This window comes from Paenibacillus sp. GL_099_B, assembly GCF_057835695.1.
Genome location: NZ_CM174430.1, coordinates 2,742,028 through 2,766,475, shown reverse-complemented (window position 1 = coordinate 2,766,475; position 24,448 = coordinate 2,742,028). Strand labels below are relative to the sequence as shown.

Annotated in this window: 20 protein-coding genes; 3 read left to right on the top strand and 17 right to left on the bottom strand. The window is 46.3% G+C overall.

Annotated features, from left to right (window positions below; all coding sequences use genetic code 11):
* Window positions 1-7 precede the first annotated feature (7 nt).
* A complete protein-coding gene (locus AC3ITG_RS12990; protein WP_489253951.1) occupies window positions 8-652 on the bottom strand; it encodes a hypothetical protein in 645 nt (214 codons plus the stop codon).
* Between the two features lie 163 nt (window positions 653-815).
* Between AC3ITG_RS12990 and AC3ITG_RS12985 the strand changes: the two genes are divergently transcribed.
* The gene (locus AC3ITG_RS12985; protein WP_053779901.1) at window positions 816-1,052 is read left to right on the top strand and encodes a helix-turn-helix domain-containing protein; all 237 of its coding nucleotides are present in this window, start codon (window positions 816-818) and stop codon (window positions 1,050-1,052) included.
* On the opposite strand, the gene AC3ITG_RS12980 is transcribed toward AC3ITG_RS12985, so the two are convergent.
* The 4 genes from AC3ITG_RS12980 to AC3ITG_RS12965 all read right to left on the bottom strand — a co-directional run bounded on the left by AC3ITG_RS12980 (window position 1,049) and on the right by AC3ITG_RS12965 (window position 7,396).
* A complete protein-coding gene (locus tag AC3ITG_RS12980; RefSeq protein WP_413379601.1) occupies window positions 1,049-1,780 on the bottom strand; it encodes a metallophosphoesterase family protein in 732 nt (243 codons plus the stop codon). The genes AC3ITG_RS12985 and AC3ITG_RS12980 overlap by 4 nt on opposite strands.
* 113 nt (window positions 1,781-1,893) lie before the next feature.
* Window positions 1,894-2,901, bottom strand: coding sequence for an LLM class flavin-dependent oxidoreductase (locus AC3ITG_RS12975; RefSeq protein WP_489253950.1), 1,008 nt, complete (start codon window positions 2,899-2,901; stop codon window positions 1,894-1,896).
* Window positions 2,902-3,083: 182 nt separating this feature from the next.
* Complete coding sequence (locus tag AC3ITG_RS12970) at window positions 3,084-5,021, bottom strand: LTA synthase family protein (RefSeq protein WP_489253949.1); 1,938 nt, start codon at window positions 5,019-5,021, stop codon at window positions 3,084-3,086.
* 104 nt (window positions 5,022-5,125) lie between these two features.
* Window positions 5,126-7,396, bottom strand: coding sequence for a putative PEP-binding protein (locus AC3ITG_RS12965; RefSeq protein ID WP_489253948.1), 2,271 nt, complete (start codon window positions 7,394-7,396; stop codon window positions 5,126-5,128).
* 251 nt (window positions 7,397-7,647) lie between these two features.
* Here AC3ITG_RS12965 and AC3ITG_RS12960 point away from each other — a divergent pair, with 251 nt between their 5' ends.
* Both AC3ITG_RS12960 and AC3ITG_RS12955 read left to right on the top strand, forming a co-directional pair.
* The gene (locus AC3ITG_RS12960) at window positions 7,648-8,025 is read left to right on the top strand and encodes a VOC family protein (RefSeq protein ID WP_053779906.1); all 378 of its coding nucleotides are present in this window, start codon (window positions 7,648-7,650) and stop codon (window positions 8,023-8,025) included.
* 252 nt (window positions 8,026-8,277) lie between these two features.
* Window positions 8,278-8,946 (top strand): SOS response-associated peptidase, encoded by a 669-nt coding sequence (locus AC3ITG_RS12955; RefSeq protein WP_413377879.1) that lies wholly within the window; start codon window positions 8,278-8,280, stop codon window positions 8,944-8,946.
* A gap of 493 nt (window positions 8,947-9,439) precedes the next feature.
* On the opposite strand, the gene AC3ITG_RS12950 is transcribed toward AC3ITG_RS12955, so the two are convergent.
* The 12 genes from AC3ITG_RS12950 to AC3ITG_RS12895 form a co-directional block, all read right to left on the bottom strand.
* Window positions 9,440-10,984: a helix-turn-helix domain-containing protein gene (locus tag AC3ITG_RS12950; RefSeq protein ID WP_489253947.1), complete on the bottom strand. Its 1,545-nt coding sequence runs from the start codon at window positions 10,982-10,984 to the stop codon at window positions 9,440-9,442.
* Between the two features lie 211 nt (window positions 10,985-11,195).
* Window positions 11,196-12,197, bottom strand: coding sequence for an ABC transporter substrate-binding protein (locus AC3ITG_RS12945; RefSeq protein ID WP_489253946.1), 1,002 nt, complete (start codon window positions 12,195-12,197; stop codon window positions 11,196-11,198).
* Between the two features lie 180 nt (window positions 12,198-12,377).
* A complete protein-coding gene (locus tag AC3ITG_RS12940) occupies window positions 12,378-12,752 on the bottom strand; it encodes a hypothetical protein (protein WP_489253945.1) in 375 nt (124 codons plus the stop codon).
* Window positions 12,745-13,437 carry a 3'-5' exonuclease gene (locus AC3ITG_RS12935; RefSeq protein ID WP_489253944.1) on the bottom strand — a complete coding sequence of 231 codons (693 nt, stop codon included), beginning with the start codon at window positions 13,435-13,437 and terminating at the stop codon, window positions 12,745-12,747. The genes AC3ITG_RS12940 and AC3ITG_RS12935 overlap by 8 nt, the downstream gene beginning before the upstream one ends.
* A gap of 46 nt (window positions 13,438-13,483) precedes the next feature.
* Window positions 13,484-14,071 (bottom strand): histidine phosphatase family protein, encoded by a 588-nt coding sequence (locus AC3ITG_RS12930; RefSeq protein WP_489253943.1) that lies wholly within the window; start codon window positions 14,069-14,071, stop codon window positions 13,484-13,486.
* Window positions 14,068-16,377 carry a class I SAM-dependent methyltransferase gene (locus AC3ITG_RS12925; protein ID WP_489253942.1) on the bottom strand — a complete coding sequence of 770 codons (2,310 nt, stop codon included), beginning with the start codon at window positions 16,375-16,377 and terminating at the stop codon, window positions 14,068-14,070. The genes AC3ITG_RS12930 and AC3ITG_RS12925 overlap by 4 nt, the downstream gene beginning before the upstream one ends.
* Before the next feature lie 43 nt (window positions 16,378-16,420).
* On the bottom strand, window positions 16,421-17,233 hold the full coding sequence (locus AC3ITG_RS12920; protein ID WP_489253941.1) for a phosphotransferase family protein: 813 nt from the start codon (window positions 17,231-17,233) through the stop codon (window positions 16,421-16,423).
* 76 nt (window positions 17,234-17,309) lie between these two features.
* Entirely contained in the window at window positions 17,310-18,908 is a 1,599-nt protein-coding gene (locus AC3ITG_RS12915; protein ID WP_489253940.1) for a helix-turn-helix domain-containing protein, read from the bottom strand.
* 45 nt (window positions 18,909-18,953) lie between these two features.
* Window positions 18,954-19,961 (bottom strand): FecCD family ABC transporter permease, encoded by a 1,008-nt coding sequence (locus AC3ITG_RS12910; RefSeq protein ID WP_489253939.1) that lies wholly within the window; start codon window positions 19,959-19,961, stop codon window positions 18,954-18,956.
* Window positions 19,958-20,959, bottom strand: coding sequence for a FecCD family ABC transporter permease (locus AC3ITG_RS12905; RefSeq protein ID WP_489253938.1), 1,002 nt, complete (start codon window positions 20,957-20,959; stop codon window positions 19,958-19,960). The genes AC3ITG_RS12910 and AC3ITG_RS12905 overlap by 4 nt, the downstream gene beginning before the upstream one ends.
* Before the next feature lie 292 nt (window positions 20,960-21,251).
* Window positions 21,252-22,223: an ABC transporter substrate-binding protein gene (locus AC3ITG_RS12900; RefSeq protein WP_489253937.1), complete on the bottom strand. Its 972-nt coding sequence runs from the start codon at window positions 22,221-22,223 to the stop codon at window positions 21,252-21,254.
* A 141-nt stretch (window positions 22,224-22,364) separates the two neighbouring features.
* Entirely contained in the window at window positions 22,365-24,425 is a 2,061-nt protein-coding gene (locus AC3ITG_RS12895) for an IucA/IucC family protein (protein ID WP_489253936.1), read from the bottom strand.
* Between the last annotated feature and the right edge of the window lie 23 nt (window positions 24,426-24,448).

Below are 24,448 nucleotides of genomic sequence, written 5' to 3'. Positions count from 1 at the left end.
TTTATACTCACAGTGAGCATAAATTCTGTTCCGCCCTTTCGATAGCTTCAGTCAGGCTTATATATGGATTATCATTCCGTAAACGAATGCACAACTCTGCCGTTCCGCCAGCTTCGATCCATTGTCGGTATGTATACCAATCCACATTCTCAAGAAAGTAAAAGGTTAGAGCTTCAATAGGATTTAATTTATACTTTTGTTTAAAGGTGACCTCTGATATCGAGTCTTGCACCAAATACTCTGCCTTTAACTCATACAACAGTTGAAATATGCTATGTGGATTTATATCCAGAATCCGCTGGACAAACTCATTGCGTCGATCCAGAGTATTTAATATGATATGCATATCACAGATTAACTCTTCGTCGTACATAGTGACATTCAATTTCCGTAGAAGTTCTTCTACACTCAATTCGGAATCATACGGAGCCTGCTCCAAAATGATTGTCCAAGGTTCGCGATATCCAAAACCAAAAACTTCAATAGCATCTGTGATATGCTGACCAATTGTTCTCCATTTTCTTCCCAATGAATCTGTAATATGATAGAAATGAATGCCATCAGGTATAGCTGCCAACTCAGTCCAAACGGGCTTCTTCCTAACAATATGTATTACAGCCTGTTGATTTACCATAGGTGTAACGTCTCTCATCCATCAATCCCCTCCACTTTAGGAGTCTGAAATTGAATTTCTAGTTTCAAGAAGACAACCTGCACTATCATAGTGCAATTCATATTCCAAATATATCATCTGCACTTTGAAAGTGCAACCATATCCAACTAAAACTTTTAAATAATCTTGCTGGAGGATCACTATGGATTTCGATAAAGTCACACTACACTGCAAACTCGATGAGATCTTGAAAAAGCACAACAACATGTCTGTCCTCAAATTGTCAGAAGAAATTGGACATCGTAGAACAACCATTATGGAACTGTTGCACAACACCAATATGGATAAGAAAAAGATTTCTGCATCCCTCATTGTGAAACTCTGTGTATACTTCGATATCACACCTAATGATTTATTTGAAATCCGCCGCGTGGATTAGATCTCGGGACCCTGACGGGTCTCTCCTCTTTTCACAAAAAGAGTCTGCACACTTCCGTCTTCGCTGATCTCCAGCAAGTTCAATTGAGCACCATAAGCACATCCGCCATCAATGCCAATCTTGTCTCCACTAGGGTCAAACCAGACACCTGGCTCGTTATGCAAGTTTTTGACTGGAGTGTGACCGAATACCACCGTCTCCTCAAGCGAGGTTGGTCTCGAATAGAACGGCTCACGAATCCAAATGAAATCACGCTCTGACTGGGTCCGCCAATCCTCCACCTCCGGATTAATCCCGGCATGTACAAAGATATAACCAGGAATTTCGTATACAAGGGGAAGCTGTTCCAAAAAACGAAGATGATGCTCATAGTGTGTACGGAGCCACCGTTTGGCTTCAGTATAAACATCCCAGTCCAACTGCTCATCATCCAAAGAAACCTCAACATAGCTGGCCAGCGTCTGTAGACCTCCATTGCGAATCCAGTGTTTGTCATATTCCTCGACATCATGGTTCAGCGCCTTGACCATCATCGCATCATGATTTCCTTTGATCGCAATAATGTTGTACTGTTCGTGCATCTGCATAATCTGTTCCACGACCTCTTTGCTCTTCGGTCCGCGATCGACATAATCACCTAACAAAATCAGCTCGTCCTGCTTCGGATCGTATGCTGCCTGCTCAAGCAGAGCAATGAATTCGTCGTAACAGCCATGAATATCACTAATGACACATCTGCGAATGTGAATCTCTCCTCTCCCTGATCACGCAAGAGTATAACCGGAACCTTGCAAGACAAAGCTCCAGCCATTTCAGAATACTAATTCCCGTTCAGTACCGATTAATCCTGCTTTAGTTTAAAGGCTTCCGCTATCAGGCTGAATGAACGCAAACGATCCTCAAATGAGTGAATCGCTGATGCAATAATAACTTCATCCGCTTCATAGCGTTCAGCCATTGCCGTAATTTTGTCCTTCACTTGATCCGGTGTACCCACGATGGAAAAAGAACGGCGTTGACGGATCTGTTCCATCTCCATGGCCGTAAATGGATAGTTATTCACCGTTTCCAGGGATGGGAATGAGTTCTGCTCCAGACCCCGGCCAAGCCGCAGGAAGAATAACTCATTGCTGCGAGCCAGTTCAGCGGCCGCTTCTTCAGTCTCTGCACAGAATGCCGACACCGCAATCATGGAATGTGGTTGGTCATTCAGGATGGAAGGTTTGAAATGTCTGCGATAATGCTTCATCGCTTCCTCTCCACCCGGCGTTCCGAAAAATTGGGCAAACGCGTATGCGGTCCCTTGTGCCGCAGCAATTCGCGCACCTTCGGAACTGGAACCGAGCAACCATACTTCGGGAACAGTTGGTACGGATGGTCCGGCTACTAAGGATGCAAAACGATGATCTTCCGGCAGCTGTTCATGAAAGTATCCACCCAGATCGGCAATCTGCTGCGGGAAGAATTGCACATTCGATGACTTTCCTTCATTCAGAGCCCTGCTGGCAATCGGCATGCCGCCCGGTGCTCTGCCAATACCAAGGTCGATTCGGCCAGGGTGTAGCGCTTCCAGCAAACGGAAGTTCTCGGCAACTTTATATGCACTGTAATGGGGCAGCATAACGCCGCCTGAACCTACGCGAATTCGATCTGTATGTGCTGCAACGTGTGCAATCATAACTTCCGGACTGGAAAATGACAGTGCCCCGCTGCCATGATGCTCCGACATCCAGAAGCGGGAGAATCCCAATTCATCTGCATGTTTGGCAAGAGTTACAGTCTCCTGAAGGGTATCCTGTACCGTCCGTCCTTCATTAATATGTCCATGTTCAAGTACACTAAGTTTCATCTATATTCATTCCTTTCGTCATCCTGCGTTAGTGGCTACATCTTCCATTGTAACATTATTGATTACAGTTTCAAAGGATATCTCCTTTTCATTACACATATAGATGTACGATGAATAAACAAATAACGCCACCAGCTCGTGAGCCAGTGACGCTATAGTATTTCATACATATAAGAATTCAATTACGGTGCACGTTTGGGCAACAGCTTTACATACTCGTCAGACAGCTTCATCAAGCTGAGTACGTGCTCATAATCGGAACGATACGGTTCAAAATCCGTGACGGGTTCATACGTTTTTAACGAGTAAGCTGTTCCATCATCAAAGCCCGCACCCGGAATAAACATAATGTCATTATTCACAAATGAACCTGTAGGCAAGTAATACCGGATACCGAACGAATTATGGTCCATGTTAAGCAAATCGTGTCCAAAGGATGTGAATTTCTCTTCCTTCAAAGAGACACCCATCAGGTTCATCACCGTTGGTAAAATATCCAATTGACCGCCAGGCTGTTCTATAACTTGACCTTTCGCCTGTTTCGGCGTGTGGATTAAGAGCGGGATGTTGAAACGACTAACTTTACCGTCATAGGGCACGCCCAGATTAGTCTGTATCTGCTGAGTAATCTCATCGTTTGCCGGCAGACCGAAATGGTCGCCATATATAACGAGTGTTGTGTTATCCCATAACCCGTTTGCCTTGAGTTCATCGATCAGTTGACCTACCGCATAATCCGTATAATTGATCGCTTGCAGATAATCATACAGTAACGTATTGGTGATCGTGGCCGGGATGGTAATTCTCGCTCGGTCCGCAGGAACCGTAAACGGCGAGTGGCTGGATGCTGTAATGAACTGAGCATAGAACGGCTGATTAGCAGCCTGATGCGCAGCCATTTTTTCCACACCTACACGATATAATTCCTCATCCGATGGTCCAAAATCATTAAACTTATCATTCTTGAAGCTAGGCTTGTCGAAGTACCGATTGAATCCAAGCGCTGGATACATTTTGTTCCGGTTCCAGAAGGTGACGTCATTGACGTGGAACGTTTCTGACTCATATCCTTCTTTCCCAAGCAATTTTGGAAGACTTGGCAGATCACGGTCACTATACCCTGCTGACATAGGTACAACTCCGGTTGGATAGATGGATGTGTTCGACATGAACTCGGCATCCGATGTATTTCCCTGTCCGATCTGTTGGAAAAAATGAGAGAAATAATAGCTTTCTTTGGCCAGATCATTCAGAACAGGGGTTAATACCTGACCGTCGAGTGAAGCATTAATCGGGAAGTTTTGAAATGACTCCAGTTGGAGGACAATCAAGTTGCTTCCTTTGGCCTGACCAAAATATTTGGTTTTAATAGCCGTGCCCTGACTCGATTTATCCTGATACGGATACTTGCTAACCAGTTGATTAATCTTGTCGATTGTTTCGTTAATGTTGCCATTCGCAATTGCTTCATTTTCTTTGCTCGTCAGAATCGCCGATGATACCTGATAATTCAGGAAACCAAGATTTTCGGCACGAACAAGTTCATTATCAATCGTTTCCCCTTTGACAATGAAGCTGCCTGACAGCACGATGCTAAATGCAGCCGTAAGGGCTACACCCAACTTGCCCCAATACCGCCTCCGGCTTCTGCCGAAATGGAGTCCACTGTCGCGATAGCTGCTGTTACGAACTGAGGCACGACGACTGCGCAAGATAAACCATACTGGTAGAGCCAGTACGATATCCACAAAAAACAGGAAGTGCTCAGGTCTTACCAAAGGTCCGATACTGCCCCTCACTTGGGCGACTTGGCCTAGTTCGCTGAGTGCCGTATATGTGGGAACCGAACTGAAATGTACGTTATAGAGTGTCGCCGCGAACAATACCAGCGAGAACAACACATTGAATCCTGCGTACACTGCACGCTTCCAGCCTTTTGGCACGATCAGATCGAGGATACATACCACTGTCAGAGCCCCCAATGCGTCAGTAACGAAACCGATGCCGGACAGACCCTGGAAAAAGAAATACCGCAAAAGCGACAGCTTCAGCAGCATAAGAATAAATAACACGGCAAATAAAGTCCGTGATGAGGTCCGCTCATTTTTGGAATTAAACATGGTCGCTTTCAACCCTTATCTGAAATTTTTACGTTCCTTTTACAAAACGCATATTTCAGTATAACAGTTTTGGGGTTGGTATTCCATGAGGGGATATGGAAACATTACGCAATCGTCGATATATCGCCGTCCTGCCTGTTTTCGTTTGGGTCCATCTTCTGAGCAAGGAGTGACGCCTGTGCGGCAGCAATACGAGCAAGCGGTACCTGTTCTGGCAGACAGCTCACATAATCCAGACCAATACGGTGGCAAAAAGCAATGGAAGCCGGATCGGCTGCATTCTCGCCACAGATGCCTGCTTTTAGATGAGGTTTCCGAATTCGGCCCTGAACGAGAGCCATCTCCACCAACTGCCCCACTCCGTCGATATCCAGCACTTGAAATGGATTGCTGGGCAGTGAGCGTTGTGGCTCAATAAAATGAAGAAATGGCTTCTCCGTATTGTGACGACTGTAACCAAACGTCATCTGTGTCAGCTCATCAGTGCCAAACGAGAAAAAGTCCGCATGACGGGCGATAGGAGCTGCGGTCAGTGCCGCTCGAGGAACTTCAATCCGTGCTCCAACTCTGTAAAGACAGTGACGCTTCTCCTCTCCAAGCACCTGGTCCGCAACATGATCCACCAGATCTCTCATGACCTGAAGTTCATTGGCATGACCTACCAAAGGAATCATAATCTCAGGCCTCACCCACTGCCCTTGGCGGATGCCCTTCACCGCTGCACGAAAAATGGCTTCAAGCTGCATATCGTAGATTTCCGGGAACACGGTTCCCAGTCGACAGTCCTGCTGTCCTAGCAACGGATATTGTTCATGCAATTCCAGCACCCTGCGGATGACACGCTCAAGCTCCTTCACTTCGGTGTTGTTTTCCTCCAATTTCCAGAGAGCCAACTGCTCACGTCGTTCGTTTAACCTTTCAATATCAGGCAGCAGCTCATGCAGAGGCGGATCAAGCAATCGAATGGTTACCGGATAACCATCCATCGCTTCAAAGAGTTGTTCAAAATCAGCCTGCTGCATTGGCAGCAGACGATCCAGTCCACGTTTGCGCTCAGCTTCGCTGTCTGCCAGAATCATTTTCTGTACAAAAGGAAATCTCGAAGCAGACAACAACAGTTGTTCTGTTCGACACAATCCAATGCCCTCAGCCCCTAACGAGCGGGCCTTCACGGCGTCCTTTGGATGATCCACATTCGAAAGTATTGTAAGTCCCTTCATTTCATCAGCCCATTCGAGCAGAAGCTGCAGCTCTGGTGATAAATTTGAAGATGCTTTCAGCAATTCCGTCACATGCCAAGGCTGGATACGCAATATTGCATCCTCTTTGGTGATTACTCCTTCATCCACGAGATCTACAGTACTCCTCAGCGTCGCCTGCGAGGTTAACCTCGCTTCACTGATTTCCACAAGATACAGGGTCCCAGAATCCACAACAAATTGGATCTCCTGTACCTCTCTCGTGTGGGACTCCAGATAACCGCAAGCATCCTGCAAAAGACCATACAGTTCAGACTCTTCACTCCGCAGTTGATCCAGTCCTTCATTTGAACGCCAGGAAGCAGCAGATGAAACGTAATCACCTGTCATGCCTCGTTCCCCAGTACCCGGATGACGAGAATATACCGTTCCGATTCCGCTGCGGTCACCACTCTCGCCATTGACCATCACCTGTATAAGAACAGTTGCTACTTGAGTTTCATCGGAGAAATGAGAAGGCTTGCGAAGAAGTTCTTGTTGGGAGTTGGGCCGTAGAACACGCTGTGAATCAGAAACTACACGCATCGCTTCTTTTAACTGTAACTGCACATCCTGAGGGAAAGGCTGATGTCCTCTCTCTTCAATTAAACGTTTATATTCCGCGATGGCGAATTCTAGCTTCGCTTCATCGAGTATCGAGATATCACCCAATTTTTCTTCAAATAGGGCATACGGAATGTCGTGTACCAGTTGACCATAATCCTGCAATAAAATTCGATAACAATTAAGGGCATACTGACGATCATTCGTTTGCCTCGCGAAGCCCTCCACCGTCACATCATTCAGTCCTACATGAAGCAAAGCATGGGATGCTGTACCACGGGAACACGATTCACTTGACCGGACGGCAAGCAGCAGCGGTACTGAGGAATCGCCGAAGAATTTGCCGGATTGCTTCTCAAGATGCTGAATTGCCCTCCCAATCTCTTGGGCTCCTTCAGCTGAAAGATGTGCAAGACGGGTACAGAACGCGCGACAGCCTTCCTTTGTTACAATGAACCCGGCCGGAACGGGCCAACCTGCCTGGAGCAATGCTGCAAGTCCAGCCCCTTTACTACCCATCAGCCCTTTCATCTCTGCCGTACCTTCTTCCAATAGAACTACCCGTTTCGTCATTACAGCGCTCCCATCTGCCATTACATGGCTGTGCTTAAAAGGTAATTCGGTCGCTCGAATTGTCCTTTATCTAATGGTATGTCGCAATGCGGCAGTCAAGGACATTTGCTTCCTCTTTTTGTGTTTGAATTGAAGTTGTATGTTGGGCGCTCGTATATGGTAATATAAAGCTTGACTCAATCTAAATAGCTACATCCAAATGCATACCTGCTTCAACCATGATCAACTACGTATATAAGGAGTGTAAATCAATGTTTACTCAAGTCGGGCAAATTATGTTGTATGTAAACGATCAGGACAAGGCTCTTCAATTTTGGACGGAAAAAGCAGGTTTCCATATCGTTAACGAGGTGAATGGGAATGGCATGCGCTGGATCGAGATTGCTCCTGTGAAGGATGCTCAAACTACCATTATCCTGCACGACAAAGAATTCGTTGCCAAAATGTCCCCTGAATTAAACCTTGGCACACCATCTCTTATGCTTTTCACAGATAATCTGGATCAACTTTACACTCACTTATCCAATAAACAAGTTACGGTTGGCGAGATTGTAACGATGCCTGGCGGAAGAGTATTCAACTTTGCAGATGACGAAAACAATTACTTTGCTGTTATGGAGAAAAACTAAATCTCCTGGATCACCTGAGTAATACCACACCAAAAAGCCCGTTCAGTAATGAACAGGCTTTTTTTCTATATTTTGATCTTATGCAAACCTGCTTGCATACGTTGCTGTTTTCCCATGTTGTTTCGCAGTAATTCCACGTGATTTATTGCATAATTAATTTTAATTGGTTATGCAACTCCACATATTACCCGTTTCTAACGTTAAAGATTTGAGTTAAATTACAGACTATAGCGTTTTAAAGGAGGCTTCGATATGTGCGGAAGATTCACGATTACAGATCCAATCGAAGAAATTATGGACAGGTACTATGCTTCTATTGCTGAAGGATTTGAGTACAAACCTAATTACAACGCTGCACCTATGCAATTCATCCCGACAATTATCGGTAGCAAAGACGGTAATCGATTGGGGGCGCTCCGATGGGGTCTAGTTCCTAATTGGGCAAAGGATGAAAAAATAGGAAATAAGATGATTAACGCCCGTGCAGAGACACTCACAGAGAAACCAGCCTTTAAACGCCTGATCAGTTCCAAGCGTTGTATTATCCCATGCTCGGGATTTTATGAATGGAAAAAGGATGGATCCGTAAAGCAACCAATGCGGATTTTAATGAAAGATGACTCCATCTTCTCGCTTGCTGGCCTATACGATACTTGGATTGATCCAGAAGGTAACAAGCTTTCAACATGCACTATCATTACTACTGAACCTAACAGTCTTATGGCGGACATCCACGATCGTATGCCAGTCATTCTCCGGCCGCAAGATGAAGCAGATTGGCTAAACAAGGAGTCGGACAAGGAAAGCGTTTTGAGGCTTCTCAGGCCACATGAGGCCGATGAAATGATAGCATACAAGGTGGATTCTGCAGTAGGTAATGTGAGAAATAATAACGAGGAATTGATCAAAGAGGTCAGTTAAGAATAAAAAGGAGCAGCGAGGTCATCCCCGCTGCTCCTTTTCGTAATGAATTAATTGAGATATATCATTAAGCTCTAATGCTTTCATAATCTTATTCAGGTTGTCAGGCGATCACGCCTATGATTTATTCTCAGCCATGTCAGCGACTGTGTGCGATCGAAAACAAGACGACGGCCTTCGTCAATACGCTAAATGACGCTAAGAGCAAGAAAAAGAAAAAAATGAACCAAACGCTACAGGCCACGCAAGTTCCCGAGTAATGGCTAACACAACGCCTGTTCACCCCAATCTTAACATAAACAGCAATTAAATTTTCATTAGAAGGGCTCAGTATGAACATCGCAATTTGGATAATCTCTTTAACGGGACTGTTTATCTCAGTGGCTGCTTTAATACTGACTTTCAGAAACTTCCAAAAGTAATAGAAGGATTGGGAATGCAACTACCTTGGAAGTATAATGGTTCAGGAGATTTTACATTACTCAAGTATAATTCAGGCCATAAACCGCAATATATCATCGATCTTCTTCCCATGGGATATAACACCATAATTCATCCAAGTCATAAAATCCACCTCATATACGTGACCGCTTTTTACGGCAGGCATTCGTTTCCACTCCTCTCTCTCCAGGAGCTTCCGCTCCTCTCCGGAATAGGCAGAATCCATATTATCAAATGTGATAAAGAGATGATCTGCCTCAAGCTGACATAGCTGCTCAAGCCCAATACCGACTCTTCTACTTTGACTCGCCCATTGCTGAACACGAACATGCGGGGTCAATCCGAGATCCTGATACAGCACAGGTCCTACATAACCGTATTGATTTCCATAGAGTGTAATTTCCGATGCAGAAATACGCAAAAAAGCGACGGTTTGGCCACGCATATGACGTGTCAAACGTTTCTTGGCTTCCTGTGCCTTTTCCTCATAATCACCTATTACATCCTGCACCCGACTTACCTTTCCCAGCACATCCGCTGTGGATTTCAAAATGGAACGCCAGTCCTCACCCTCGTGCTCCATATAAAACGTCGGTGCTACTTGCTCAAACCGATCCAGATTCCAGCGTTTATACCCGTCGTTCAACATAATAAATTCAGGCACATTCGTTTCATTAAAACCTGCATCTATCCGAGTAACATCGAATTCAGGGATATCTTCCATTCCCAAATAATGCTGCCTGCCCCATGAGCGATGGGAGCACTGCAACACGGGTTTTATTCCAAGAGCCAGTACAAAATCCTCTAGATACGGTGCAAACACACGTACTTCTTGACGGTAATGGCGCCGATATACCCCTGGTGAAACACCTGCATATTGCTTGAATCGGCGGCCGAAATAATACTCGTTATTAAATCCCACATTCTGTGCAATATCATGCAAGCGATCATCGGTCATCTGTAACAGCAGTTTGGAATGCTCCAATCGTACAGCATTTACATAATCAAGCGGAAGCTTGCCTGTGATCTCCTTGAATTGTCGGGTATAACTGGATCTGGTAAGCCGGATCTCTGCTGCCAGATCATCAACTGTTATGGGCTGATCGTAGTGTTCGCGAATATAACGAATCGAGCTTTGAAGCCGGGCACGGTCATCCGGCGATTCAATCTCGGGATCATTTTGCCGAAGCAGCACTCGGAACCACTCCTGGAAACGCAGTTGCATCTCCCATTGATCCAGCCAATCATGAGCAGTCTGCCCACGCGATATCTGTTCTACCGATTTCAGACAGGAACTCCATGGACTATAATTCAGCTCAATAAGAGGCAACCGATCTTGATCTGAAATCAAGACTGGAAGCCCTTGTTGCGCCGTTTCGTCTTTTATACTCAACCTACTGGACGTATCTTCTTTTACCTCAGCTACCATCAGTTCAAGTCTGTAATATTGCAACTCACTGGAGCCTTCAATCACAATGGTACGTCCAGCCGGAACAAACAGAATCATCCCTTTTTCCAGGCGAGTGTCCCTATTGTCCAAAGAGTCTATTGAGCCATGCCCACCCGTCACTACGAAAAGAGCGTGTGATGTTGTCATGTTATATGTCTGCCTTTTGGGGATATCAACTTGGCTATAATCCATGTATTTCATATGTTGTAGCATGCATAACCAGGGCTTGGAAATCAGTTGTACAATCGTGGGACACATATTCATCTTCCTTAATTGAGAATTGTTATCATTTACAACAGTGTAAACGAAAAAAGAAAGCTCTTCAACCCTGAGGGAAGAACTTTCTTATGGAAAAGGCTTATGGCGTCATTTTTTGCAAGAGATCATCAATCTTCAATGTGTTTGCCGTAATCGCACCTGATTGCCAATAGGATCTTTCCATCATGTACACATGGTTGTTTTTGACTGCCGGGAGAGATTTCCACAACTTGCTATCCAGCACCTTCAAAGCTTCCTTGTTCTCTGGAGATGACCACTCTCCATTGGATGGAAATACAATAATGTGATCCGCATCAAGCTCTGGAAAAGCTTCTTCGGACAGGATTTCCTGATATTCTTCCATGTTGCCGACCAATGGATGAGGTGTTAGACCAAGCTCCGAATAAATAAATCCGGTAAATCGATTTTTCACACCGAACAATGCCAATGTATTATTGCTGATATTCAGTCGGACAACCGCTACGGTCTCATCCCCAACGGCTTCCTGAAGCTTCGCCTTAGCGTCTGCAATCTTGGCTTCAAATGCCGCAACAACTTCTTTACCCTTGTCCGGTTTACCAACAACATCCGCAATGGTCGTTAAAATTTTATTGGAATCCTGTAGAATATCTTCAGGCAGGCGATACGTCGGTGCCACCTTTGAATACATCTCATATTTCTCCATGTCCACTCCGCCATCCACAATGATGAGATCTGGATCATATTGCAACAAAGCCTCAATGCTTCCTGTAGTATCAAATTGAGGCACATCCAGATCCAGATATTCCTGCACTCCCCACAACGGGTGATACCATTGAACTACAGGTGTAATATCCAGTGCTTTCAGATAATCTTCCACATAGATACCAGCAATCCGCTGCGGATGCACCGGGATCGTCACATCACCGAATTCATCCTGAATGACACGTGTCTCAGGTTCTTTTTCTGTTGTTTCAGATGTACTGCCATCCGATACTGCGGTCCCAGATGCAGGAGCCTGTTCTGCTTTTGACTCAGAATTTGCACTACAGCCCGATATTACTACAACCATGAGTAGCAGTATGATCGTCCACCCTTTGAAGCCTTTACTGAACCTTACCATGATACCCTTCACCCCTATGTAATCTGTTGTTGTATCGGTGAGAACATGCTTTATAAATAATGATTATCATTCTCACTCAATGCTTAGATGAATTGTACCTTATGCTGTGCAAAACTCACAATACACATTCGAAACTATTTTTTTATACAAACGAAAAGAATATACAACCGTCACCCCCGCTTAACGCAGGGGTAATGTACCTTGTTGATAACGTTCAAGTAATTGCATAACAAATGAATCTTGCATTTCATCCTGTAATAGAGCAGCACCAATCAAACCAATATCATCACTGACATATCCCGCTAGTTCCGGATCGCCCGCAAGAGCAATCGTTCGTTTGAAAGCCAGTTCCCTGCAAACACGAAGCACTTCTTCTTCCACGACGTCAGAATTCTGAGCAAACCGTTCAATTGCCTGCATCCACACATCGGCAAATTCGGAAGCATCCCGTTGATCCAGATAGGCTTCCACTTCCAGTCCTTCGAATGTCTGCTGATTAATCATCAGCCCCTCATTCAAATCAGCCAGCAATTTATCTGCATCCACTCTACTCATCTGGCTTCCCTCCTCCATTCGACGCTGTCAAATACATCTCAGGAATCACAAAACGCTTCATCACATGTTTCCGATCCGCAGTGAAATGATCCAATTCAAGAGCCTGATATTCATTCAGGACATGTTCGAAAATACGAGCAATCACACCACAATCGGCCAAGGCATTGTGCCTGTGAATTTCGTCTGTATTCAGTTCATAATACCGGATCAGGAAATCGGTAGAGATGACCTCGGAGATTTCAGGATGAATATATGTAAACATCGCTTTTGTATCCAACACCGGATTGGAAAACATCATCAGCCCATTCATATCACAATGTCGTTTCAATATGGGCAAATCATACTCATAACCCGCCTGCGTGACTAATACCTTATCCCCGATGAATTCCAGAAAAGCCTGGAATGCTTCTGCAAATGAGGGAGCCTGGATCATATCCTCATTTGAAATACCCGTTAACTTCGCGACCGCTTCTGGAATCGGCCTAGAGGCGCGTACAAGTGAAGTGAACGTTGAATCTAATGTTTCTCCTTTTTTGTAGTTCATTGCACCAAATTGGGTCACACTCTCCTCTGCCGGGTTAATTCCTGTGCCCTCTAGATCAATTATGCAGTACATCCTATCTTGCAAGTTAGGGACTTTTAGCTCTTCAACAGTGTACGTATCCGGCATAAACGTAATCTTCATTTGGCGCTTTTCCCCCTTTCACCTATAGAACGCATATCTCAAAGAACTACACCTGTTCTTCCCACAATCGTGTTACCTGAACCAGCCTACCATCACGATCAAACTCCAGTTTGTATATGTCCGGCATCGTTGTGTTTGCCCAGAAGTCATAACCATAGGACGGATCATAATAATTGAAAATCAGGGTCATGATGTCCCCATGGGTGCCAATCACTATTTTTTGTCCCGCATGCCTTTCCAGAATTCGCTGTATAACAGCGATTGCCCGCGCCCCAGCGACTTCACCGGATTCTCCACCTGAATAAGCAAATGCAGGATCATCATAGAGCCTTTGTTTGGCTTTCCGAAAATGTTCATGCTTCACTTCAGGACCTGACAGCTCACGCTCACGTAAATCCTCTTCGGTGATCACTATGCCACCTGACACTTCAGCCAACCCCTGAATCGTATCCACGGCCCGTCTATACGGGCTGGAATAAAACGATTGTATCTGCTCCCGGTGGAGCAGACCCGCGACGGTCGCCGCATCCCTTTTTCCTTGTTCCGTCAGACCTCGCTCGCGTTCCTGCCCTTCCATATATTCAGACTGCGCGTGCCTTACAAAATATAAAGCCGTGTTGGCTTCATTCGTCATCTGTCCGCCATTCCTTTCTTCTTTTCAATCACAATTAGGCAAGTGCTGTCTGGCAAAGGTGCAGGTTGACCCTGTTCATCCATAAATATAATTCGTTCTCCAAGCGCCTCCGTATATCCTTCCTGAAGAAAGTGCCTGAATGTAATAATCTCGGCTTGCTCACCTAGCGCTTCGCGAATACAGTGCTCATATGCCGATGGGGTAAATATGCCGAATTGTTCCTGAATCTCATGGACATATGCTTCTTCGCCCCATGTATAGGTGTACAGAAATTCCATCGCATCGTTGATATCCAGTAGTGCCTCGTTATCGGAAATCCGCTCAAATTCAATGCTGCGTCCCTGGAAATCCTGCGTATACCGCTCTAGCCATCGCATCCCATCCGGTTCAAGGAAACGAATTCGACGCTTCTGTGCTTCGGGTTCAGTCATGATACCATCCCTGATCAGAATCCGGCCCCCGGGGGACAACACGTTAAACGAACTTCTTAGCGCAGCAACAACCGTATCCCTATTAAATCTGCGTCCGTCACGCTCAATATACGAATACAGTTCATGCAGAATGGATGAAAAAATAACCGTATCCACCGTGCCTGGCTGCACGTATTGATCCAGTTGGAGAGCATCCCCCTTCAATACTTGCCAGCGATGTGCCTCCCGCTGCTTTTTGCGCTCCAACGCCTCAATGACATTCGCTGAAATATCAATGCCGATTGGTTCCATCTCAGGTCGTTCCTGTTCAATCAGATCGAGCAATATTCCACCGCCGGGACCGATATCGAGCACACGTTTGCCAACCATGTAATCCAGTAGTACTTTCTTGTAATCACCTGAGCTGTTCATGTCGGCCAGATACGTCTCTTCATTATGGAACCGATCATACGCATCCCGACGCAATCCAAATAGGTCAAATAACAACAGCACAGCCTTCTCGTATAACGGAGACTTTTCTGCCTCAATACAGAAAGCAATCAGCTTCTCCGCCGCCGGGGAAAATTCAAATGTCACAAATACCGTATCCCGCAAATCCGGATGCCGTTCAATTCGATGTGTCAAATGAGGGTAAGTAATCGTCTCACCTGCTTCAATCTGCTCCCACGAATATTGCTCCAAATACTTTTCAATCATTCGTTTCTTGTAAATATTCAGTTTCTTGACACCCTTGTAGTCGTAATACATCGTGTTCATTAATGGTTCGAAGCTGATATGCCTTACCACATCCATTTGTTGTTCCTGCGAAGTCAAATTCAAGCCCACTGCTTCTTCGTCGGCTACTATGCCTGTACCTGTGCTGTTCATAATCAAATCATCTACAGATAACACCATAGCTTCACTATGCAGTGTCAAAAGGAAGATCTTAACCATCTCCTGCAACGAAAAATCATGCATCGCTGACTCCACATACCATAAGGTCCGATGAGCCAGAGGAGCGAGAAGTTTCTCTATCTCAAGCTGGGCTTGAAGTTTGGCATATGCTTCATCCATCGCTTCTCCCTGACGTATAGACGAGCTCCGTAAGCGTGACAGCCGCTCCTTCACATTCCAGTCCGTATGATGCGGCTCTGTAATGATCCAGCCTACGATACGCTGCACTTCAGCCTGAACTTGATTCCACAGCGATGGATCAACGCCAGCAATGATGCATTCATTTAATGCGATCAGGATGGCCTGCAATTCATCTGCGGTCAGCCACCCTTGCGTTATGAACGAGTGCAGTGGGGCATTTTCGGCAAATGGGATTTCCCCTCTTATGTACTGACCAATAAGTCCGTGTGTGGCAATAAGGGTACGAATGATCTCATACCGAGGTGTGAGTGAACCATATGCTGTTTGCACAATTTGTGTACTACCACTTGGATCATCATTTGATAAATCACTCGGGGATTCCAATCGAGATGAATGTTTCTCCTCACGATGTCCTTGCTTGCCATGCAAATGTCCAATACTTCCGTACATTTCATATACCTGTGCTGAACCAACATTGTGCACGAACAGGTTAACCCCCTGTTTCTGCCATTTTCGCCGCTGTTTCGGTGATCCTGCCTTTGCCGTTTCCGACCAGACCAGCACATCCTCCAGAATTTCTCGCATCCAAAAAGAAACTTGAAGCTGCTCCAGCACCTGGAGTGTGCGTTCTACGTAATCCAGTACCGGATTCGTGCCTTCCAGCTCAGCTATAGAATGAATGCGTTCCAGGTTAATATTCGGCTGCTCTGCCGCTGCCAGTAGCTGCAGCCACAGCGGTTGCTCCCCTTCCGGGAGATGGCCTGATTTGTAAGATTGTATGGCCTTTAATGCGTTCAGCATGGATTTCTTCACCTCGTTATCCTTGTTAGTTAAACTAAAAATGTCATTTCAGCAGACGAATACGATCCTGCACAAGCTTGATTAACTGATCCGCTTCCACTGCAGGTAACCTCTCGTCTAAACGTGCAGCCGCGACAGGCAGAATCCAGGCATCCAACTCCTGGCGGGATATCCCGGAAATCTGGATGTAATGTTGGATATAATGATCCAGCATTACATTGCGAGCCAATTCAAATCCCTTATGAACAGCCGGGTCTGTATCCTCCGGCAACGTTCCGCTCATTAATATTACCCAGCTGCGTGCCACATCACCCGCTGGATCACCCGACATGCCTGTCATCCAGTCTATAACCCAATATTGATCTCTCATTTCATTTAACATGACATTATCGGGATGAAAGTCGCCATGACAAATTTGCTTTCGCTCTGGAAGAGACGACAAATAAGCAATTACCTGTGTCTTATCCTCTTCCGACAACAGAGAGGTATTTCGAATGGCTCCAGTAAGAATCTGCTTTTGTGTGGGGAATGCTCCTTCATCATCCTGTTGGGCGTGAAGGCTATGATGACAGACTGCCATTTGACGCGATAGTTCTTCGATCAACACGGGCTCCTGAATCATGAGGGATAACATCGTGGTGCCTTCAATACGTTCAAATATAATCCCTTTACGCGATACATCATCCATAAACAACCTCGCCTGTGGCACAGGCAAGCCCTTTTGGAATACTGCCTCGGTAATTCGAAACTCATTCTGGACAGCTTCGGTTGGAAAATCCGCATGGTATAATTTCATAATCTGATTTGAGGGGTACTCATAGATCTCAGCCGTTCTTCCTTGCCCAATTCGTCTCATTCTTCACTCTCCCTAACATGAGTAGACTACCTATTGCAGTACGATCCCTGTTGAAACGCTACCAGTTCAGCGCTGTTTATCGCTGTTGATGTTCACCCACGGCTGCCATTAATTCATTCATGATTCGTTGTCTACCCAACGGAGTCCAGCTCATTACAAACCAATTGGGAATACGCTTAACCTTTCCATCCTTCACCGCCGGAATTTGGGGCCATACAGGCGTTCTGGTCAACTCGTCATACATTTTGTCGCTACCGGCGAGAATATGATGATGATGAATCAACAGATGTTCCGTCTCCAATACAGGCATGGCCTCCGGTTGCAGCTCCATTCGCCACAGTTCTGCTGGAGCCTGATTGCTCGGACGCAGACCAAGTTCGCCGTATATCAATTCATTGAGCGGATGATTCACCCTGCCCTGAATGCCAATCGTCCTGTGGCTCACTTGCATGATGGTGATCCGCTCATGGCCCAGCATCCGGCGCAATGTCTGGCCTGTTGTCTCAATCTGCACATCCAGACGTGTCAGCATCTCGGAAGCCTCGCGTTCCCGGTTCACCAACTCGGCAATTTTCTCAAAGTTTCCTTTCCAGTCCCACACAGAGAAATCCAGAAATACAGGCGCAGCCGTTTGTTTGAACTGCTCTCTGAACTCTGTATGATAATGATCGGCGATGATCATATCCGGATTGGACTGCTCCAATTCCAGCAGTTGTCTGTGCAATTGTTCCGCATACTGCACATTGCTCTGACCTGGATACTGGAATAAATCCACCACACAGACCGGCTCGATTCCAACTGATTTCAGATGGTCGTCGAATCCGAGCGAGGATGCTACAGCCACCTTTAATTTGCCTCGCTTCATATATAATGTAGGGGATACACCCACCATGCGCTGAAACATGCGACTAAAGTAAAATTCACTTCGAAACCCGACCGCCGCTGCCACTTCCTTCACTCGACTGTTCTTCGTATTCAGCATCTGCTTCGCCCGGGTCATGCGCACATTGCTCAGGTACTCGACTGGCGGCAGACCTGTTTCACTTCGGAACAAACGTGAAAAAGCAACCGGTGGCATGCCACCTGCTGCTTCAGCCAGCTGTTCAATGCTTACTTTGTCCGTATAGTGCTGCTCCATATAAAGGATGCTCCGTTCAACCCGTTCATCCATTACGGTACTCTGCTGTTCCGGTTCATTCTTCATAATATTCTGGATCAATTGCTCCAACTGGACTCTCAACTTCAATGAATCCCGATTTCGTTCCTGCCCACTGTGATGATACAACTGCACGATCTGTTGGAGGATCTGTTGTGGATGATGCACGGGAATATGTCCTGGTGAGAGTGCACCGGATAAGGACAAAGAAGGCAATGCTTCATATCTACCTCTGGTCTTGGTAAGCCGGATCGGTTCAAACCATACACCATAATATTCAAACGTACTACCTTGTTCCGGGAATTCTACAATCATGCCGGGTACAAGCAAATATAACTGGAGAGGACGAACCTTCTGTAGCGCACCATCCAGTACAACAACACCTTCGCCCTCTGTAATAAAGCATAATATGTATACAGGAACCCGAACATGTTTGGCTTGTCGGGTCATGGGAAACTTTCGTTTACGTACTGAAGATAAAAGATAGATTAGATTGGCTTCGTTCACATATGATGGCATGAAAAAATGCACCAGCCTTTCTTGCATTCTGAATCCTTTTCTTCATTATATCCCTCTGCGTCGTAACAGCAAATACATCATATATGGAGCCCCGATAATCGCCGTAATTAATCCAGCTGGAATCTCATACGGAGCAAACCATATCCGTCCAGCGAGATCTGCGAGCATGACGATCAGTCCTCCTAGCAACGCCGCAATCGGCAAGCGAACCAGACTCCGGCTACCTGCCAGATGTTTTGCCATGTGAGGGGCCATTAAGCCAACAAATCCAATCGTTCCTGCCATCGACACCGCAGACCCGGCGAGCCCTACGCTCATCAGAAGGAACAACACCCGCATGGTCTCCACCCGCAGACCCAGTCCAGCAGCCGACTGGACATCCAGCAGAAACATATCCAGCCATCTGGACATCCATATTAATAGAAGAAACAGGATCAGCAGCCACGGCATTAAAGGCCAAAAGTGTTCCCACGTTCGTCCGTATAGACTGCCTGCCATCCACACGGAAGCCTGGGAGACCCGGAATATTTTGCCCACCGTCAGCAAATACGTGATTAATGCGCCAGCCATTGCAGATATGCCCACACCAATCAGCAGCATGCGAACCGTGGAACTCGCCTCTCCTTTTCTCCATGACAATCCATAGATTACCGTGGCCGCGAGAAAGGCTCCAATGAATGCAATCCACGGCATATGCCTCATCGGAAAAGTAGGAACCAGCACCATGACGGCAACCACCGCAGCAGCCGCACCCGAATTCAGCCCAATCACGCCAGGTGATGCCAGAGGATTTCTCGTAATGACCTGTAGGATTGTACCCGCCAATGCCAGACCGCACCCAACCAGAAAACCGGTCAGTACCCGGGGCAGCCTTAACTGATGAATGGTGAAGTGATATTCCTGATCTCCCCTGCCCATCAGACTGCGAAATACTTCTCCCGGAGGGATGGAGCGATCTCCTAACATCACATTAAGCACAAGTGCCCCCACATTCAACAGCAAGAGGATCAGAATAATGGTGAATGCACGTCTCTTTATAATAGAAGAAATCATATCGATCTCTCCTTTCTTTGGGCCAGATAGATGAGGAAAGGAGCACCGAAGAAGGCTGTAACCACCCCAACAGGAATTTCCTGCCCAGGCAACACAAATCTCGCCCCAATATCTGCTGTGAGCAGCAGTAGTGCCCCTAGAACAGCAGAGTACGGAACTACCCAGCGATAATCACTGCCTGTTATCGATCTTGCAATATGCGGAACGGCCAACCCGATAAATCCGATTGGTCCTGCAAGTGCGACTGCACTGCCAGCCAGCAGAACAATCGCGATAATACAGATGACCCTAATCATCTTCATTCGCTGTCCTAATCCTTGAGCCACTTCATCTCCTAAGCCAAAAATGTTCAATTGACTGCTTAATGCAAACGCACAGATGATGCCAATGATTAGATAAGGCAGAATTTGAATAAACAGATCCAGATCCCTGCCTGTTAATGAACCCGCCAACCAGAAACGCATCGTATCCAAAGACTGCTCATTCAGGATAAGAATGCCTTGTGTCAGTGAAGCAAATAACAAATTTAATGTAGCCCCTGCCAGAACTAGTTTTACGGAAGATAAGGGTTGTCTGCCCGTGGAACTGAGAAGGAAAACCATCACGCCTGCAACCGCGGCCCCCAACAGCGCAGACCATGCAAATAATTGTAGAGACGTCGTTCCCAGCCAAAAGGAAGCAAGCACCGCGGTAAGTGCCGCGCCATAATTAATACCGAACAGTTCAGGGCCTGCCAGAGCATTGCGGCTAATCGCCTGCATTAGGCACCCGGCCACAGCCAGTGAGCTGCCAACCACTGCGGCAATAACCGCTCTTGGCAGCCTAACGGTTTGAATGATCAGGTGTTCACGCGAGCCATCAAAGGCATAGAACGTATCAACAACAGAACGAAATGGAATCTGTACGATGCCATACATGATGCTGAATAGAAACGCGAGAAGTGTCAACACGATGATGGTTGCTAAACCAGTGATTTTAAACCTGATGTTTGTGTTCATTTTTACGCCTCCGACCTGCATGCTGCTTGATTTATGTACTTCAATATGTTGTATAAATCATTTTAAAAAACGGACTGTAACAATTTTTTCCTTCTATATATATAGGATCAAATATAGAGCACGAATATAACGTGGCACGAGCCATATGCAGAAAAATCAGAAAAATTGGATCGTCACATTCGACGACCCAATTTTACAGTTAAGCTATGACCACTTGGAAGCATAATTGCAATTGATAAAGTGCAGATTTCCCAATCCATTGTCTCTGGAAAAGGTGCAGCATATTTTGCGTTTAGTTGGCTACATAGGTATTCAAGTCATCCACGACCTTGTTCACAGCCTGAATGCCCAGACCACTCATCCAGTACTCCCAATCGACCGGGTGCACAGCTTGGTTTTGGACCCCTTTCAACGTCGCCCACAATTTACTTTTCTCCAGCTTGGCGAATGCATCCGGCTCACGGTTAAACCAGAAGATTACGTCACCATCGAGATCAGCAATCTGTTCTTCCGTAATATCCTTGGAGAAGTCTGCATCCTGCTGTGCTGCGGGACGAACAATTCCGGCATCCTCCATAATCGTACCTGCAAAGGTTTCTTTCAGATAAACCTGAATTTTGTCTTCACGGGGACGGAACAGCGATACTTCCTTGGCATCTTTGCCTGCAAGCGTGGATTTCAATTCCTCAATGCGCTGCTGATATGTATCCAACAGCTTCTTGCCATCTTCCAGCTTGTTTACAGCATCGGCATGAAGCTGCAGATTTTCTTTCCAGGTTACCCCGAGTGTTTCTACAAACACCGTAGGAGCGATTTGTTTTAACTGATCATGGATGGCATCATGTGTATCTTTATTTCCAATGATCAAGTCCGGCTTCAGTGCATCGATAGCCTCCAGGCTTGGTTCATTCACCGATCCGATATTCTCAATGCCTTCTGTGCCTTTCAGATAGGCCGGGTAAGGATCGCCTGCTGCCAGAATGGAAGGTGCGCCTACAGGTTTAATGCCCAACTCGAGCAAATTATCCAAGGCCCCAATGTCCAGTACCACAATTCGACTTGCATTTGCCGGAACCTGAACCTCACCATATGCATCTTTGACGGTACGTGTATCTCCAGTATTGGCTACGGTTTCTTCTTGCTTTGGTTCGGTTGGAGCTGTTTCCGCTGCTGAACCGTTGGCGGCACCCGATCCCGAATTCCCACAACCCGCGAGCACCAGCATCAGTACCGCCAGCATAACAAAATGTACCCATGGTTTCATTCCAATCCTCTTTCTCTCTACTTGCATTCCATCCAACCCCCTGATCCTATTTAATAACCTAATCAATAATGATTATCATTATTAAAACAATATCCCACAATTCCAGTTTCTGTCCATGCAATATTCTTTTGATCTCATATACTATTTTTTATCCTCATTCGACCCATATTTATCCATAATCGAGTGCGTCAGTGGATTCGGAACTTGATGAATACGCAATTCATCATCTGGAAACAAGCGACGCTTCGTCAATTGCTCTACTCCGATCTCGGGATCAAACAAGGAATACAGTTCGTAACGTTCATGAAACTCAGGGAAACGCTGTTGATAGTCAGTAATGATCTTACGAACACTGTTCCAGAAGGTCTGCTCTCTGATCTGGTAATGCTCCTGCATGAACAAAGCCAGCTCTCCAAGATTGATAAAGAAAAAGGCATCGTGTATGAAATCCCGCACTTCTGTCGGTGCGTCCGTCTCCAGGAATGAATTACGGTTCACACGGCGGTGATATTCCGGTACCTCAACAAGCGCTGGACAGAGCCTTGGATCGGCAAGTGCCTCTCTTGTAAATCGAATTCCATCGTGAAAATCCTTCAGCGCAATGCGCGAGGGCCTGCCTTCCCGGTGAATGAGCAGCATATTCTGTGCATGAGACTCCAGCGCAATCCCATGAGCGAACAACCAGTGAATGAGCGGTCGTACCGAAGTCAGTAGCAGCTCGGACAACCATTCATCAGCACCCAGCTTTTTCACCCAAGGATCAATTACCGGGCGGCCTGCATGGTCCAGTGTAGCCAATGCATTAAACGGAATCGCTGATTCACCCGGTTCCAGCCGGGAATGTACACTTTCCCTCCAAATGCAGGACAGCACACCATACGAGAGGGGCTTTAAAGCATCCGGAATCTGGTGATTGTCGTATGCAACGCCAGCAATCTCTCCCAAAAGAATGACACGCAGCTCATCTCTCAAGTAGGGATCTTGCTTGCGAATCCCCTGCAGCCAGTCGGTAATGAGAGGTGCATTCTCCACCGTATGTGGGGCGATCACCCTGCCTGTTGACGTATTGATCACGCTGAGCGACAGCTTCAAGTACGGTGAATGGGGACGTGATCGGTTAGCTAGCGTGCGAATCGATTGTTGAGCAGTATATCGATCTTCGCTGCTACCAAGCGGTACGATGCTCCCGTTACGAATGTCTTCTGCAAGAACGGAACTAATCGTTGTTCGCCATTGCCACGGATGGACTGGCATCATCACATACTCTGCCGGATCAGCACCCATTTCCTGTAGTGCCGTGAGGAAGCGTTCCAACACTTGTTCGCCAAGCTGATCCTGAATCCATTCTCTTGTAGCCGGTCCATGTTCATTCGTTCCATGACTTACCCGTGCATTTTGCTTATGAATTCCCACCCATATCGGTGTAATCCATTCACCGAACTCGGGTCCATATTCAAGCTGATCTTCGATTCGGAAGCCGATACGGGACTTATAACTTGGATGGTATGGATGACCCTCGATAATTCCACTTTCCCAGTCTTCATCGGGAAGAGAATGTAAATCAGTCTGCCGCTCAGCCCGTACATATCGCGCCAGTGTGTCATTGATCAGCGTCTGTTCCAGTTCTTTAACGAAATGCCGTAGTTTCCCTTCATCCGCGCCTATAGCTGGTCCAACTTCCAGCAAAAATAGAGAAATCGACTCCGCTTCTTGGCAGGCTGTAGTTCCAGCCTGAATACGTTCTCCCTTTTGAATGCTGCTACTTTCCGAAACCCAAGCCGGAGTCTCATCCACACAGACAAGTCTTGTAATTGGTTCATGGTTTAACCGCAAACGACCAAAGGTTAAATGCCTCGCTCCCCTGCATGCGTAGATGACCCGTTCACCGTTCAGCCCTATACCCTCCATTTCCCAAACGTTGAACCCCTGCTCCTCCCTTGAGGTATATTCCATAACACCTTCGTACATCAAGGATTCAACCAACTGTCTTAATATGCGTCTGCGTGCATCGGTATAGTGGTGTGAAGACAGCGCTGCGGTGTACAGTTTTCTTTGTTGATTTTGCCAATGCTCCTTCTCCACTCCAAGTCTATAACTTGCAACAACATTTTCTGGATGGCTAGAGGAGTCCTCTTTGCAAAACGGTTGCCTCTCCTGATCCTCATCATGGCTCTGATATTCAGATATTCTCGTGCTTTCCATGTGCATGCTCTCCTCCCCTCCTG